This is a genomic window from Chryseobacterium sp. NG-CE01, from assembly GCF_055695505.1.
Genome location: NZ_CM146369.1, coordinates 766,396 through 782,466 on the forward strand (window position 1 = coordinate 766,396; position 16,071 = coordinate 782,466).

Sequence of the window (16,071 nt, forward strand, 5' to 3'; positions counted from 1 at the left end):
CCAACACCGCAATACAATGAAAAAATATCTTCTTTCACTCGCCGTTATTTCGCTGTTTTATACCAAATCGGAAGCGTGCGCATGGTCTGACCCGGATTATGAATACTTTAATCTGTTTACCCAGAGTATTATTAAAGATAAATCGTATCTGCCTTTTCTTCACAGCTATTCTACAAGGTTTTATACAGATTTTAAGCCTTCGATGATTCCCGATGAAAATATCGATTCATGGAAAAGATATTTTAATAATCAGCTGAGCTATGCCCAGACAGAGTACCTGGTGAACAAAATGAATATTAATGATCTCAATGCTTTAAAAAAGGGCAATCCAACTAACCAGCTTCTTATAACGCTTGGTCCTGGATTTTATCAGAAATATAGTGAAGGAATCGACTATCTGATTGAGGCCAAATATCTTGAGCCTTATATGAAAATCAATTATATTGAAAGCGGTGATTCATTTTATTACAGGGAGCCGGAAACAAGCGGAAAAAATGCAACAAATCTTGATTACAATAAAACTGTTTCTGCACTGACATCCTTATATAATGCTGCAAAAAACCCGGAGATCAAACAGCGATACGGTTACCAGCTTGTACGGTTTAATCATTACACAAGAAATTATGACGCCGCGGTAAAAGCATTTAAAAGTTATGTAGAACCTTTGAAACTGAAAGGAGCTCCTTACATCATGGCCCTTGACCAGCTTGCAGGAGCAGAGCGAGGCCTGGGAATGAACAGCGAGGCAAACTGGAACTTTTTCCAGGTTTTCCGGGAAAGCAAAAGCCGTAAAGAATCAGCTTTTGTCTCCATGAAGCTTTCGGATACCGCTTCTTTTAACAATATTCTAAAGCGTGCAGCAACGAATGAGGATAAAAATATGGCTTATTTCCTTTTAGGCTATGAAGATTTCAATAATCCGATTCCCGTAATGGAAAAGATGTTCGACATCAATCCCGATTCGGAAATCCTGAAAGTGATGGCGGTGAGAAGCATTAATGAATTAGAAAGAAGCTATCTTCCTATTTATTATTATACTGACGATAACAGTAATGCCGTTCAGAAAAACACAGCAGACAAAAGCACAAAGCAGGATACAACAGAAAGTGCAGAGCCTAAGAAGGAAGAGCTTTCATTCTGGCAGAAAATTGTGAGATTCTTTAAAAACCTTTTCAGCAGTAAAAAAGATAAGAGTTCTTCCGATGGAAAAGCTGATCAAAGTGATGATGAGCTTCTGGATAACCCCGACAGGATTCCGGTATTTACAAAAAATAATTACTGGTATGATGATAAAACCAAAGATTTTTTGGATGACCTGGAAGAATTCACCTCCAAAACAAAAGAAAAATCTAAAGATGAATACTGGCAGATTGCCGATGCCTATCTTAAATTCCTCAAAAAAGACTACAAGGCAAGCACAGAAATTCTTGAGAATATTAAAACTTCCAACCCGGAATATCAGGAAGAAATTAAAAGAATGAAAGTCTTGAATGACATTGTTTCCCAACCAAAGATTGATGCGGAATATGAAGATCATTTAATGAAAGACTATTCGGAATATTTTACAGAAAAGCCAGAAGTAAAAAAGGAGAGTACCGAAACAGACGAATATAGTTATTACGGTGAAGTTCCTTCTACAGCAGACTTCCTGAAAGATGTTCTTGCGAACCGCTATTTTCTTCAGGGTGAAGACGGCAAATCTTTCCTGATGAATAATAAGCTTTCCGATCTTCAGTATAATCCAAATTCAAGCCTGGTGAAAAGCGTGGAAGATTTTTACAGAAAGCCTGATAAAACCCAATTTGAACAACAGATTATTGCTAAAAACATTAATGATGTAGGAAATATTGAAGCATTCTTTGCCGTAATCTATGGTGACAGAGCAATGAGAAAGGCAGATTTTGAAAAAGCTAAATCTTACTATACCAAAGCTCAGGGCTTTTCGGGAATCCCTAGATCCGAATGGAATTATGACGAGAAAAAAGTTACTTCACTGAAATATCCTGCAGAAGCCTATAATGGATTCAGCAATATTTCTGATTATGTGTTTGGCCACAATGTATGGGAAAGCTACCAAAGTTCACCTGAAGAAAGCATGAAGAAAGAAGATTATTCTGCATTTCCATTTATTAAGCCTTCCATGAATAAACTGGAACTGGCGGAGGCATCAATTCAGCTGAAAAAGATCGGGAGCGGTAAAGATGAAAAATCTGCTGCGGCCAATCAGCTAATAGGAAATCTTTTGTACAATACTTCCATTCTGGGATACTACAGACAGCTTTTTGTAATGGATATTGATAATACAAACGGCGGAAAATACGACTTCCAAAGTACGGAGCGCAAGAATCCTTATCAGTATTACTATAAGAACTTCCTTAACAGAACCTATATTGAACCGGACAATTTTGATCTTGCGATTAATTATTACAAAAAGGCATTAAATGTTTCTGCTAATAAGGAACAGCAAGCAAGAATTCTTTTCCAGATGGCAAGCGCGGAACAAGGAAAATACTATCAGTATGAAGCTAAAAACCCTTCAAAAATTGATTATTCTGATCCGAAATGGAGTGAGAAAAGTGATGCATACCAAAAACAGCTTGATCAAATTAAAAATCAAAAATACAGGACGTACTTTGCTCTGTTAAAATCACAATATTCCGATACGGAAACTGCAAAAGACCTTATGGGAAGCTGCTCGTATTTCGGGTACTTCATGAAGTGATAATTTAGCAGCAATTCTAAATAAAAATCCGTCTCAGTGGTGAGACGGATTTTTGTTTTGTTGTTCATGCTGCCATTCTTCGTGCTTTCTCCTGAAAAGCTTATCTTTATAATCCTGATTCCGTTGAGCCGCGTCAATAGAATGTGAGGAATGAATATCATTGTCCTCTTCAGCAAAATCTGCAAGTTTTTCATAGTAGCAGTGCAACTGATCGAGTTCTTTTTCCGTAAGATCTTCAATATCCACAATTCGGTTGCTGGCTTTCTCGTTGGCAGCAATAAGCTCGTTAAGCTTTATCTGAATTGCTTTTGAATCTTTATTCTGTGCTTTCTGAATTAAAAATACCATCAAAAAAGTAATGATTGTAGTTCCGGTATTGATGACCAGCTGCCATGTTTCCGAATATTTAAAAACAGGCCCTAAAACAGCCCATCCTATTACTATAATTGTTGCTCCTATAAAGGCGTAAGAGCTTCCTGTAAATTTTGTTGCCCAATTTGAAAATCTTTCAAATATGCTTTGATCTGACTTTGACATATTGCTATATTTTTTTACGGTATAATAAGCAGCAAAAACTCCGCCGAAACAACAGAGTCCTGGTTTTGGTTAATTGGTATAAAGTTATTGATATTTTATCGCTTTACTAATTTCTATAGGATTGTTGCTTTTCTTAATATTCTTCTGCATCATTTCAGACAGCTCTTTGAACTGTTCAGGACTTCTTACTTCCACTCCCATCACCATAAAACGTGCGCCGGGATTGGCATTGTTTTTATAATGCTCTTTGAAGGTGTGTAGCGGATCGTTATAATAATCAAGCATCATCTTTTTAAGCCTGGATTCAGGAATTTTAATAGGATTCTGGCCACCGAATTTTTCAAGGATTTCAAGTGTTTCGTACGTCTTGGGAAGCTTATAGCTTTTTACCAAAGAAAATTTAAAGTTGTCTTTGTCATCGTAAATTTCAAAGATCATTCCTGGCAGACCTCTGAATTTATACGGACCTTCATTTAGGCTGATATCTTTTGTGAACCAGGCAGTCCAGTTTCTGCCTCCAAACTTCGCAGTCGCTTTCTGTACATTATAACCGCCAATGGTTTTGGTTTCATTATCAAGATTCCAGTCAATTTTATCGTTAGTTTCTACCATGAACATATTCTGAATCATGATATAATTTGAGTTTATGGTAGAGTTTCTCTTTCTCGTTAGCGCAGGAGTATCATCCCAGATTACATTATTTTCTCCTCTTGTTTTATTAATGGAATCGGTAACCACAAAATCATAGTTGTAGAACTTAACGTCTTCCGGATTCACATCCAACACCATACTTACTTTTCTTTTTTCAGCGGCTGTGGAATCGGTCTTAAAATGATACTCATAAATAAATCGGTGCGTTTGTGCTGTAAATGATATGCTAAACAAGATCATTACAAGTAGTAATTTTTTCATAGTAATTTTTTACAAATATACACATTAAATAGAACCTTGCAATACATAATACTAAATTTAAAATATTTTTCTGCTATTTTTATGAAATAAAAAAATCCCTCTTCTTTCGAAAAGGGATTTATTATCATAGCACGCTTTGACTAAGCTCAGCGTTTGGAAACTCAATTGTGAGGACCAGAAAATTTCCATCATCAGACTTCCATCTTCCAGCATATTTATCACACTTTAATTTCTACGTCTACACCAGAAGGAAGTTCTAATTTCATTAGAGCATCCACTGTTTTAGAAGAAGAAGAATATATATCCATCAATCTCTTGTGAGCTGATAACTGGAACTGCTCTCTTGCTTTCTTGTTTACGTGTGGAGATCTCAACACGGTGAAGATTCTCTTGTTTGTTGGCAATGGAATAGGTCCGTTTACAACAGCACCTGTAGCCTTTACCGTTTTTACGATTTTCTCTGCAGATTTATCTACCAAGTTGTAATCGTAAGATTTAAGTTTTATTCTGATTCTTTGTGACATTTTAATCTAATTTAATATTAACCTTTAGCCTTAGCGATTACTTCTTCAGCAACGTTACTAGGAGCAGCTTCATATTTCTCGAATTCCATAGAAGATGTTGCTCTACCTGAAGATAACGTTCTAAGAGAAGTTACATAACCAAACATTTCAGAAAGCGGAACGAAAGCTTTGATAACTTTAGCGTTATTTCTGTCATCCATACCGTTTACGGTACCTCTTCTTCTGTTAAGGTCACCTACGATGTCCCCCATGTATTCTTCAGGAGTTACTACTTCAAGCTTCATGATAGGTTCCATGATTACTGCTTTAGCAGCTCTACCCGCTTCTTTGAATCCCATTTTAGCAGCTAATTCGAAAGAAAGCTGATCGGAGTCAACCGCGTGGAAAGATCCGTCTTTAAGAACAATCTTCATTGCCTCAACTTCGAAACCAGCCAAAGGACCGTTCTTCATTGATTCTTTGAATCCTTTCTCAACAGCAGGAATAAATTCCCTAGGAATATTACCTCCTTTAATTTCGTTGATGAATTCAAGACCTGTTTTACCTTCGTCTGCAGGACCGATTTCGAATACGATATCTGCGAACTTACCTCTACCTCCGGATTGTTTTTTGTAAACTTCTCTGTGGTTAGCTTTTTGTGTAAGAGCTTCTTTGTATTCTACTTGCGGCTGACCTTGGTTAACCTCTACTTTGAACTCTCTTCTCATACGGTCTACGATGATATCCAAGTGAAGCTCACCCATACCGGAGATGATTGTTTGTCCTGAAGCCTCGTCAGTTTTAACCTGGAAAGTAGGATCTTCTTCAGCTAATTTAGCTAAAGCGTTACCCATTTTATCCTGGTCAGCTTTCGTTTTAGGCTCAACAGCGATACCGATTACCGGATCCGGGAAGATCATTGATTCAAGAACGATTGGGTTCTTTTCATCAGATAACGTATCTCCTGTTTTAATATCTTTAAATCCTACAGCTGCACCAATATCTCCAGCCTCGATATACTCAACCGGATTCTGCTTGTTTGCGTGCATCTGATAGATTCTTGAGATTCTTTCTTTGTTGTTTGAACGGGTGTTCAATACATAAGAACCTGCATCAAGTCTTCCTGAATAAGCTCTGAAGAATGCTAATCTACCTACGAACGGGTCAGTAGCAATTTTGAAAGCTAATGCAGCGAAAGGCTCATCTACAGATGGTTTTCTTTCAATATCAGCATCAGTTCTTGGGTCTGTTCCTTTGATATTATCCTTATCCAACGGAGAAGGAAGATATTTACAAACAGCATCAAGCATGAACTGTACTCCTTTGTTCTTGAAAGAAGAACCACAAGTCATTGGGATAATAGAAAGGTCGATAGTAGCTTTTCTAAGCGCTTCGTTGATTTCTTCTTCAGAAATTGAATCCGGATCTTCGAAGAATTTCTCCATCAAAGTCTCATCATAATCAGCTACCGCTTCTACTAATTTCTCTCTATATTCAAGAACTTCATCTTTCATATCTTCCGGAATTGGAACTACTTCATAAGTAGCACCCTGTCCAGCTTCATCCCAGATGATCGCTCTGTTTTTAATTAAGTCTACAACTCCTTTGAAATCTTCTTCAGCACCGATTGGCAAAACGATTGGAACTGCATTAGATCCTAACATTTCTTTTACTTGTTTTACAACGTTCAAGAAGTCAGCACCCTGTCTGTCCATTTTGTTTACGAATCCCATTCTCGCAACTTTGTAGTTGTCTGCAAGTCTCCAGTTTGTTTCAGACTGAGGCTCTACACCGTCTACGGCAGAGAAAAGGAATACCAAACCGTCTAATACTCTCAAAGATCTGTTTACTTCTACTGTGAAGTCAACGTGTCCCGGGGTATCGATAATGTTGAAGTGGTAAGGCATTGTTTCAGGTAATTTCTTACCTTGATCTGTTGGGAAATTCCAGTTACAAGTAGTTGCAGCAGAAGTAATGGTAATACCTCTTTCTGCTTCCTGTTCCATCCAGTCCATTGTAGAAGCACCATCGTGAACCTCCCCAATTTTGTGGTTTACACCTGTATAGAATAAAATCCTTTCTGTAGTGGTCGTCTTACCTGCATCAATGTGAGCAGCAATACCAATATTTCTTGTAAATTTAAGATCTCTTCCCATTTCAGATTAGAATTTGAAGTGTGAGAAAGCTTTGTTTGCTTCCGCCATTTTGTGAGTATCAGTTTTCTTTTTGAAAGCAGCACCTTCTTCTCTTGCAGCAGCTACTACTTCATTAGCCAATTTCAAAGCCATAGACTTATCATTTCTAGCTTTAGAATATTTGATTAACCATTTCATTGCCATAGAAATTTTTCTATCTGCTCTGATTGGCATCGGGATCTGGAAGTTAGCACCACCTACTCTTCTGGAACGTACTTCTACGTGAGGCATAACATTTGTTAATGCATCTTTCCAGATTTCAAGGGCTGTTTTTTCAGTATCTCCTTTTTTAGTTTCTACGATATCCAACGCATCATAGAAAATTTTGAATGCGATTGACTTTTTACCGTCAAGCATTAAGTTGTTTACGAATCTAGTTACCAACTGATCATTAAATTTCGGATCTGGTAACAACGGTCTTTTTTTAGCTTTCGTCTTTCTCATTGTCTTATTCCTTATTTAATGATTATTTTTTCTTTCCTTTAGCTGGTGCAGCTGGTGCCTGACCTGGTTTAGGTCTCTTAGCTCCATACTTTGATCTTCTCTGTGTTCTTCCATTTACACCAGCGGTGTCTAAAGCACCTCTTACGATGTGGTAACGTACTCCCGGTAGGTCTTTCACCCTTCCGCCTCTCACCAATACTATCGAGTGCTCTTGAAGATTATGTCCTTCGCCCGGGATGTAGGCGTTGACTTCTTTACCATTAGAAAGTCTTACCCTTGCAACTTTTCTTAGTGCAGAGTTCGGTTTCTTAGGAGTGGTAGTATATACTCTCGTACATACACCTCGTCTTTGTGGACAAGAATCAAGGGCAGCCGATTTGCTCTTCTTGGCAAGCGTGGCTCTTCCTTTTCTTACTAATTGTTGAATAGTAGGCATTTAATTGCTTTTTATTTTAGGGTGCAAAAATAATAATATTTTTTTAATTAACAAGCAGTTATATAGAAATAATATTTTTATTTAAATTTTAATTAACAGACACTTACGGTTGGGCCACGATTGTAACCTCAACATTTCTGTTCCATTTAAAGCTTCTGATATTTTCCTTAAGTTTTGTAAGGTTATTTTGATCCACAGCATAAATAGAGACCTTTTCTCTTGCTACGGCAATCGGGTTTTGGATTTTCAGTTCGGCAGCCTTTTTCCAGTTTTTTGGAATATGGTTTTGCAGCCAGGCATCGTAAATAACAGCAATATCATACCGGTTATTGATGGTATAATGACTCAGAAAATCTTCAAATTCAGCATCCGGGGATCTTTTATTTTTATTAAACCTAATAGTTTCTACAGAACCTAAGCCTGCGGTATCCAACAGATGAATATTCGTAAAATAAGTAATGGCTCCAATATCATTAGCCACAATTTTTGATTCATTATAATAGGTATGCAGAAACTTTGCCGACTGAATTTGCTGTTCATATATATTCTTTCCGCCGTTTTCCAGCATTTTATGAGCGAATGAACACTTATACATCAGTAGAAAAATATTTATCAATACAATTCCCGCAATTAATTTCTCTCTTTTAATATAGCTTCTGAAATTTTCGAAAAGCCCCTTCAGCTTAGGAATAAGAGCCATTGAAAAGCCAGTGAGAATATAAGCTTCATACCTGAACAAACCTTTAAGATCTGCAAACATTGAATGACAAATCATCAGCAATGAGATTACAATCAGCAGGAAATTGCTCCTGATGATCTCATGAAAACTTTTCGTTTTATAATCTCTCATAACGAAAATCACACTTAGCAAAATAGGAAAAAAGCCTATTTTATAAAAACTTACATTGAATAAAAGGTTATCCAAAAAAATTGTTTTTAAATGAATCGGTAAATTTGAATCCAGACTCAATGTTGTCCCCTTTACCATTACGGAATTCGGGAATAAATATCCATCGTGCTGATAATTAAACCAACAAAACAGCATGATCGGGATAAAACCTGTTAGCAACACCAGAAGAGCTTCTCTCCATTTTTTAATCAATGCAAACACAAAGGCAAGAATAATAAAATAAAACATACTTTCGAAACGCACCACTCCCATCAGCAATAATGAAAGGTAAAATCCTGCAAGTGAGTATTTATTTTGAAGGGTTGATAAACAGTATATGTTCAACACCAATAAAAAAACATGAAAAACATGCTCCATACCTGACAAAACCTGAAGATGCAACACTGAAAAAAATAACGCAAACAATATGGAAATAACAATATTTTTATTGTCACTGAATATTTCTGAAAAATACCGGCTCAGGACATATATTATCGCAAAGCCGAAAACAACATTAAAATACAGAGGAAGATAGTGATCATTTCCGAAAAGTTTGATTAGCGTGCTGATAACATAAGTGAAAAGCGGCGATGAAGAAGTTGACGAAAACTGGTATTTGGTAACTCCCCAAATATCATACAGCGCAAAATTCTTAGCTATTGCCAGATGAATATAGGCATCATCAATGGGATAAATATATTGTCCGTCCGTTTTTGAGACAGAAATAAGAAAATATCCTGCACTTATCACCGCAAAAACAATAGTAGAAATTAAAAACCCTTTTACAGCAAACTTTGGATTGCCCATCATATAAATTAATTCTAAGAATTTCAAAGATAAGTATCATCAATCACGATTTTAGCATTCCGGCATGATATTTACTTAAATTTATTGTAAAAAATAAACTATCTACAATATGAAAAATGCTAATATTATAGGACTGCAGGAAGAAGACTGCCAGAAAATAGCACAAAAGCTTAATGTACTTCTAGCCAATTACTCAATATTTTACCAGAACACCAGAGGCTCTCACTGGAATATTAAAGGAGATCAGTTTTTTACCCTACACCCGAAATTTGAAGAATTGTACAACAATCTGGTATTGAAAATAGACGAAATCGCAGAAAGAATACTCACCTTGGGCTCAACACCTGCCCATAATTATTCCGACTATCTTAAGGTGGCAACCATACAGGAAAGCCAGGAAGTGAGCGATGCAAATAAAAGTGTAGAAAACATTCTTAATTCTTTTAAGGTAGTGATCGACCTGCAGAGAGAGCTTCTTGACATTACGGATCAGGCCGGTGATGAAGGAACCAATTCTCAAATGAGCGACTACATTACTGAACAGGAAAAAGAAGTTTGGATGTATAATTCTTATCTGGGTAAATAATAAATTACACACCATAATTAAAAAAATCACCTTACATTTAGGTGATTTTATTTTTATTAATTATATTTGCGTATAAATTACACAAAAATGCACGACGTTCGACTGAATTCCATTTTAGACAATGATTTCTATAAAATTACCATGCAGAATGCAGTGGTAAAACTATTTCCAGGTTCTATCGTAAAATATGAGTTTATCAACAGGGGAAAACACCAGTTTCCGGCCGGTTTTGATATTGCTTTACGGGAAGCAGTTAATAAGATGGCGGAACTAAAGCTTACTAAAGAAGAAAAAAAATATATGGCGAGAACCTGTCCATATATCGATTTACCTTACCTTGATTTTCTGGAAGGATATCATTATGATCCTTCTGAAGTAAGAATACACCAGGAAGGAACAGAGCTTTCCGTTACCGTGGAAGGTCTTTGGTACAGGACGATTCTTTGGGAAGTGCCCTTGTTAGCCTTAATCAGTGAGCTTCATTATGAAATGAACCACATGGAAAGAGATTCTAATGAAGTGATCATGAACAGAACATTAGAAAAAGCTGCCACTTTGGAGAAACTCGGAGTTAATTTTGCTGAATTCGGAACAAGGAGAAGACATTCTCATAAAGTGCAGAATCTGGTAATGGAAGCATTGACCCAGAATAAAAATTCAACATTCATCGGGAGTTCCAATGTACATTTTGCCATGAAATATGGAGTTAAGCCCATCGGAACACATGCCCACGAATGGTTTATGTTCCACGCCGCAGAATACGGCTTTAAAATGGCCAACGAACTTGCCCTGGAACATTGGGTAGATGTATACAGAGGTGATCTCGGAGTCGCGCTTTCAGACACGTACACAACGGATGTTTTTTTCCGGCAGTTTGATAAGAAATTCGCCAAGCTTTTTGATGGAGTGCGCCATGACAGTGGAGATCCTCTTGAGTTTACAGACAAAACCATTGCTCATTATCAGAGACACGGCATTAATCCTTTATTTAAATATATCATTTTTTCCGACGGGCTGAATCTTGAAAAAGTGGAAGAAATCACCAACTACTGCAAAGGAAAAATCGGGGTATCTTTCGGAATTGGCACCAATCTTACTAATGATGTAGGCTTAAAACCTATGAACATTGTGATGAAATTAATAGGTGTTCAGGCTCCGAACAAAGAATGGATCCCTACCGTAAAACTTTCCGACGAACATGGAAAATATACCGGTGATCCTAAAATGATTGAACTGGCTAAGGAATTTCTAAGAATAAAAAATTAAACGCTATGAAAAAACTTTTATTACTACTGTTCCTGTGCACCTTTCTCCTTTCCTGTGTCATTACAAGAGGGAAAGACGGTGAACCGGGAAAACCCGGAAAAAACGCTTCAAACAAAACTTCCTCAACTACATTCAACCAGGAACTCGCCACAAAGCTTAGTGCTGATCAATATGGTATGAAGCCTTACGTTATCGTAATGCTCACTACCGGCTCTGCAAAAGTTGAGGATAAAACCAAAATGGGAGAATTAATGAAAGGACATTTAGCCAATATCAGGAAACTTTCCGACGAAGGGAAAATTGTTGTTGCAGGTCCTTTTTTAGAGAAAAATAAAGAAGACTATCGTGGTATGTTTATCTTCAACACTCAATCAAAAGAAGAAGCAGAACAATGGGTAAAAACTGATCCTGCTGTAATGGCCGGAGTTTTCAGTTATGAAATATTCCCGTGGTATGGATCGGCTGCGTTGCCGATGTATTTAAAGCATCATAAGGAAATTGCAAAAGAAAATCCGTAATCAAATGGGATTTTACACTAAGTTTTCAGAGCAAGATCTTATTGAGTCATATAAAAATCAAATTGATTACCAAGGTAAGCCAAGTAATGAGCTATTAGAAGAGATTAAAAAAAGAGGCTCTTTGGAAGAATTTCAGTTAAAAGTTGAAGATCAAAAAAAGACATTGGATGAAAGAAATAGAATTATTCGGGAAATTCATCAGCATTATATGAATAAATCTCCTGAACTGGAATGCCTTAGACAGATTGATTCTGATATATACACTAAAAAAGAAATCCGCTTAATGATTCATCAGAAGTATAATCACATCAGCCAGAATGTTGAAAATCTAAAAGTCGATTCGGACACTATTCTATTTAGCATATTAGGAATTATGATTTCAACGATTGCAAGTTCTGTCATTCTTTTACTATGCTTATACCAATTTGAATTCCTTGCAATATTTCATTTTTATCTGATTATCCCGGTCTATATCATCAATTATCTGATCATAAAATCTATAACACGGAAAACTAGGGATAATCTTGCAGTTTTCACAGCAACGTTTATCGCAACTGTTTTGAATGTGCTTATATTTATTCTCTTAATAAATTGATTCTGGCTTCCTCCAAAAATACATACTTGACTTTACTTCATTCCTAAGTTTTTCATAAGGATAGATTCCATCTTTTCATATCCTTTTGCAGTAGGATGAATTTCATCTTCCGTATAGATCTTATCCAGTCCGTTTCGTGAATCTTTCATCGCGGAATGATAATCCACGTAAGGAATATTGTGATTTTTTGCATAGCTCTCAATCATTGTATTGAGCTCGATCACCTTTTGCGCCGGATACATATTCTTTCTCCATCCAAAATCATATGCAGGAAGAACAGAACATAGTACAACTTTAATATTATTTGCTTTAGCAAGCTCTGCCATTGAAACAATATTTCCAAAAACTTTATCCAGCGAAATCGGACCCTGATTTTCAGCAATATCATTCGTTCCGGCAAGAATAATAACCCGTTTCGGTTTCAAATTAATAACATCCTGCCTGAATCTCAAAAGCATCTGTGAAGTTACCTGTCCACTGATTCCCCTCCCCACAAAATTATGTTTTGTAAAGAACAACGGATCTGTAGAAAACCACCCTTCTGTAATAGAATCTCCCATAAATACAGTGTTGGGAGCTATATTTTGCGACATGACTTCCTGATTTTGCTTTTCATATTTAGCATAGTTGGCAAAATCCTGCCCTGACAATACGGCTGAAAACATAATGGCTGCAATACTTAAGAATTTCATTAAAGAATGTTTTAAATTTAAAATGACAGAATAATGAATAATATTTACAAATATACGTTTTGAAATGATCTTAAACTTTACTACGTACTATATTTAAAAATTTTATTTTGAATTAAAAACTTACGGTTTCCCGGAAAAGAAATCATCTTTCCTTTTTGTAATTTTGAAAAATGGAGATCACATATTTAATAATCGGATGTATCGTCGGCGGATTTATCGGGGCGCTCATTCAGTATTTCGCCGTAAAGTCATCAATGATTTCAAGAAAATCTTTTGATGAACTCAATAATCTGTACATTAAAAGTAATTCTGACCTTGAAAATGCCAATCTCAAAATTCAGGAGCTTAATCAGCATATCATTACTGATAAAGAACTGAACCTGCAGCAAAGCGATCTGATGAATGATTTAAAAAACGAGTTTGCAAAAATTTCAGCAGAATACACTTCTCTGAATGCTCAGTTTCTGGAGCAAAAACAAGTGCACCTTAAGCAGTCTTCTCAAATTGAAAATCTTCTGACAGAAAAACAGGCTCTTTTTGCCAAGAATTCTGAACTTTCTGCCATGAATGAAAGCTTACATAAGTCGCTGGAAACCCAAAAACTGGAGATTACGAAAATCCAGGAAGAATCCAAACTGCAGTTTGAGAATCTTGCGAATAAGATTTTAGAGGAAAAAGCGGAAAAATTCACGACTTTAAATCAACATAATCTTAAAACCATTCTTGAGCCTTTTCAGGAAAAAATTACCGACCTCAAAAACCGTGTCAATGAAGCCTACGAAAAGGAAAACAAAGAGCGCTTTTCACTGGCAGAAAAGGTAAAAGAGCTTGCTGAACTGAATCAGCAGATCTCCGAAGATGCCAAAAAACTGACCCGCGCTTTAAAGGGCGAAAGCAAAACGCAGGGAAACTGGGGAGAAATGATACTGGAAAGCATCCTTGAAAAATCCGGACTGGTAAAAGGCAGGGAATATTTCCTGGAACATGAGCTCAGAGATGAAGACAACAAAGCATTGTTTTCGGAATTCTCGGGGAAGAAAATGCGTCCCGACGCGGTCGTAAAATATCCGGATGAAAGAAATGTGATCATTGATTCTAAAGTTTCTCTCACTGCTTTTACCGAGCTTGTAGATGAAACCGATCAGGATGTATATCGCATCAAACTGAACCAGCATTTGTCATCCATAAAAAATCACATTGCCCAGCTGAGCCAGAAAGCCTACGACGATTACGGAAAATCCCTTGATTTCGTGATGATGTTTATTCCCAGCGAACCGGCTTATATCGCCGCTATGCAGGCAGACCAAAACCTATGGAATTTTGCGTACGAAAAAAGAATTTTACTGCTCAATCCCAGCAATCTTATCACTTCTTTAAAACTGATTGCCGATCTCTGGAAACGTGAATACCAAAACCGGAACTCTATGGAAATTGCAGACCGCGGCGCCCGGCTGTACGATAAATTCGTCGGTTTTATAGATAATCTGGAAAAAGTAGGAAAGAATCTTGACATGGCCAAAAATACTTACAATGAAGCCTATAAACAGCTTTCTACAGGAAACGACAATCTGGTACTGCAAACCCAGAAACTGAAACAACTGGGCATAAAGAACAAAAAAGAACTTCCTCAGAGCCTTATCGAAAGTTCCCAGGCATACCTCGATCTTACGGGGGAATAAATATTTTTAATTTTAACAGCCTCAGGCTCCGGCCTTCGGCCGGAGCCTGAGGCTGTTAAAGATCATCCTTACATCTTAAAGATTTTACATAATTTTGCAGCATGGTAATAGAAAGCTTTCAGAACGAAAAAGTAAAATACATCACCAAACTGCTTACCGACAACAGGTTTCGTAAAAAGTCGGAAGTTTTTGCGGTGGAAGGACAGCAGGAAAATGACCGTGCCCAAAAATTCGGCTTTGAACCCGTAGAATTTTTCATCTGCGAAAATATCTTTCAGCAGGAAGTACCGAAAGGTAAAATTCATTCTGTAAGTGATAAAGTGTATGAAAAGATCGCTTACCGCGGAAGTTCGGAAGGAATCATCGGAGTATACAAAACAAAAGAAACCGATCTGTTTTCTTTTGAGCCTAAGGAAGACTCTACGATTATTGTAGTGGAAGGCGTTGAGAAACCCGGAAATCTGGGCGCCATTTTAAGGAGCTGTGAAGCTTTCGGTGTTGACGGACTTATTGTTTCCGATGGGAAAACGGATTTTTACAATCCCAATGTCATAAGATCCAGTGTAGGCTGTCTTTTCGGGATGAATGTCTTTCAGGCAGAAAATGAGCAGACCCTGGAATTTCTGAACAGAAATGGCTACAACATTTACACTACCATTATGGATGAAAGTTCACAGAATCTTTACCTAAGGGATTTCAGACAAAAATCAGCTGTTATTTTCGGGACCGAACATTCGGGACTTAGTGATTTCTGGTCTGGAAAAGGGCAAAACATCCTTATTCCGATGTCCGGAAGCATAGATTCACTCAATCTGAGTAATGCGGTAGCAATTACGTGTTATGAAACTTTGAGACAGAAAAGCTGATTTGTATCCCGTCTATTTTATAAGCATAAAAAAACCGCATCACTGGGTGAGCGGTTCTTTTATTTTAAAGCGTGCTTTAATTATTTTTTAGCAGCGTCAGCTTTTACTTCTTCTTTAGCTACGTTAGCATCAGCTTTAACTGAATCTTTAGCAGCATCAGCGTTAGCTTTTACTGTATCTACTGTAGCTTCTGCTGTAGAATCGATAGCTGTAGTAGCTGAATCAGCTGTAGCGTTTACTGAATCTGTAGCGTTTTCAGTAGAGTTAGCTTCAGTTTTTTTACAAGCAACTAGAGAGATAGCAGCGATAGCAGCTACGAATAATGACTTTTTCATAATAAATTAAATTTAATTTTGTTAATATTGTTTTATAAAATCTTTTCTCTGTTCGGTTATTTGAACGAGACAAAGGTATAGCAGATAGA

General features: G+C 36.9%; 16 protein-coding genes. 7 read left to right on the forward strand and 9 right to left on the reverse strand.

Annotation, left to right across the window (positions count from 1 at the left end; all coding sequences use genetic code 11):
• The first annotated feature begins 16 nt into the window (after positions 1–16).
• On the forward strand, positions 17–2,722 hold the full coding sequence (locus ACYT6F_RS03790) for a hypothetical protein (RefSeq protein WP_472599943.1): 2,706 nt from the start codon (positions 17–19) through the stop codon (positions 2,720–2,722).
• 33 nt (positions 2,723–2,755) lie between these two features.
• Here the strand turns inward: ACYT6F_RS03790 and ACYT6F_RS03795 are convergent, their stop codons facing one another.
• From ACYT6F_RS03795 to ACYT6F_RS03825, 7 genes are all read right to left on the reverse strand, one after another.
• Entirely contained in the window at positions 2,756–3,259 is a 504-nt protein-coding gene (locus tag ACYT6F_RS03795; RefSeq protein WP_472599944.1) for a low affinity iron permease family protein, read from the reverse strand.
• A gap of 84 nt (positions 3,260–3,343) precedes the next feature.
• On the reverse strand, positions 3,344–4,171 hold the full coding sequence (locus ACYT6F_RS03800) for a GLPGLI family protein (protein WP_472599945.1): 828 nt from the start codon (positions 4,169–4,171) through the stop codon (positions 3,344–3,346).
• 218 nt (positions 4,172–4,389) lie between these two features.
• Positions 4,390–4,695, reverse strand: a complete 306-nt coding sequence (gene rpsJ, locus ACYT6F_RS03805; RefSeq protein ID WP_002661363.1) for a 30S ribosomal protein S10 — start codon at positions 4,693–4,695, stop codon at positions 4,390–4,392.
• Positions 4,696–4,712: 17 nt separating this feature from the next.
• Positions 4,713–6,830 (reverse strand): elongation factor G, encoded by a 2,118-nt coding sequence (gene fusA / locus ACYT6F_RS03810; protein ID WP_248390145.1) that lies wholly within the window; start codon positions 6,828–6,830, stop codon positions 4,713–4,715.
• A gap of 6 nt (positions 6,831–6,836) precedes the next feature.
• Positions 6,837–7,313, reverse strand: a complete 477-nt coding sequence (rpsG, locus tag ACYT6F_RS03815) for a 30S ribosomal protein S7 (RefSeq protein WP_169231334.1) — start codon at positions 7,311–7,313, stop codon at positions 6,837–6,839.
• A 22-nt stretch (positions 7,314–7,335) separates the two neighbouring features.
• Complete coding sequence (gene rpsL, locus ACYT6F_RS03820; RefSeq protein ID WP_027381287.1) at positions 7,336–7,749, reverse strand: 30S ribosomal protein S12; 414 nt, start codon at positions 7,747–7,749, stop codon at positions 7,336–7,338.
• A 103-nt stretch (positions 7,750–7,852) separates the two neighbouring features.
• Complete coding sequence (locus ACYT6F_RS03825) at positions 7,853–9,448, reverse strand: hypothetical protein (protein WP_472599946.1); 1,596 nt, start codon at positions 9,446–9,448, stop codon at positions 7,853–7,855.
• 106 nt (positions 9,449–9,554) lie between these two features.
• Between ACYT6F_RS03825 and ACYT6F_RS03830 the strand changes: the two genes are divergently transcribed.
• From ACYT6F_RS03830 to ACYT6F_RS03845, 4 genes are all read left to right on the forward strand, one after another.
• Entirely contained in the window at positions 9,555–10,031 is a 477-nt protein-coding gene (locus ACYT6F_RS03830; RefSeq protein WP_472599947.1) for a Dps family protein, read from the forward strand.
• A gap of 87 nt (positions 10,032–10,118) precedes the next feature.
• Complete coding sequence (gene pncB, locus ACYT6F_RS03835; protein ID WP_472599948.1) at positions 10,119–11,297, forward strand: nicotinate phosphoribosyltransferase; 1,179 nt, start codon at positions 10,119–10,121, stop codon at positions 11,295–11,297.
• Positions 11,298–11,302: 5 nt separating this feature from the next.
• The gene (locus ACYT6F_RS03840; RefSeq protein ID WP_472599949.1) at positions 11,303–11,815 is read left to right on the forward strand and encodes a YciI family protein; all 513 of its coding nucleotides are present in this window, start codon (positions 11,303–11,305) and stop codon (positions 11,813–11,815) included.
• A gap of 4 nt (positions 11,816–11,819) precedes the next feature.
• Positions 11,820–12,410 carry a hypothetical protein gene (locus tag ACYT6F_RS03845; RefSeq protein ID WP_472599950.1) on the forward strand — a complete coding sequence of 197 codons (591 nt, stop codon included), beginning with the start codon at positions 11,820–11,822 and terminating at the stop codon, positions 12,408–12,410.
• A gap of 32 nt (positions 12,411–12,442) precedes the next feature.
• Here ACYT6F_RS03845 and ACYT6F_RS03850 read toward each other — a convergent pair whose 3' ends face one another.
• Positions 12,443–13,102, reverse strand: a complete 660-nt coding sequence (locus ACYT6F_RS03850) for an SGNH/GDSL hydrolase family protein (protein ID WP_472599951.1) — start codon at positions 13,100–13,102, stop codon at positions 12,443–12,445.
• 170 nt (positions 13,103–13,272) lie between these two features.
• On the opposite strand from ACYT6F_RS03850, the gene ACYT6F_RS03855 reads away from it, so the two are divergent.
• Together ACYT6F_RS03855 and ACYT6F_RS03860 are read left to right on the forward strand one after the other, a co-directional pair.
• Entirely contained in the window at positions 13,273–14,781 is a 1,509-nt protein-coding gene (locus ACYT6F_RS03855) for a DNA recombination protein RmuC (protein ID WP_472599952.1), read from the forward strand.
• Positions 14,782–14,882: 101 nt separating this feature from the next.
• Positions 14,883–15,647, forward strand: a complete 765-nt coding sequence (locus ACYT6F_RS03860; protein WP_472599953.1) for a TrmH family RNA methyltransferase — start codon at positions 14,883–14,885, stop codon at positions 15,645–15,647.
• A gap of 80 nt (positions 15,648–15,727) precedes the next feature.
• Here the strand turns inward: ACYT6F_RS03860 and ACYT6F_RS03865 are convergent, their stop codons facing one another.
• Positions 15,728–15,982 carry a hypothetical protein gene (locus tag ACYT6F_RS03865; RefSeq protein WP_472599954.1) on the reverse strand — a complete coding sequence of 85 codons (255 nt, stop codon included), beginning with the start codon at positions 15,980–15,982 and terminating at the stop codon, positions 15,728–15,730.
• Positions 15,983–16,071 lie beyond the last annotated feature (89 nt).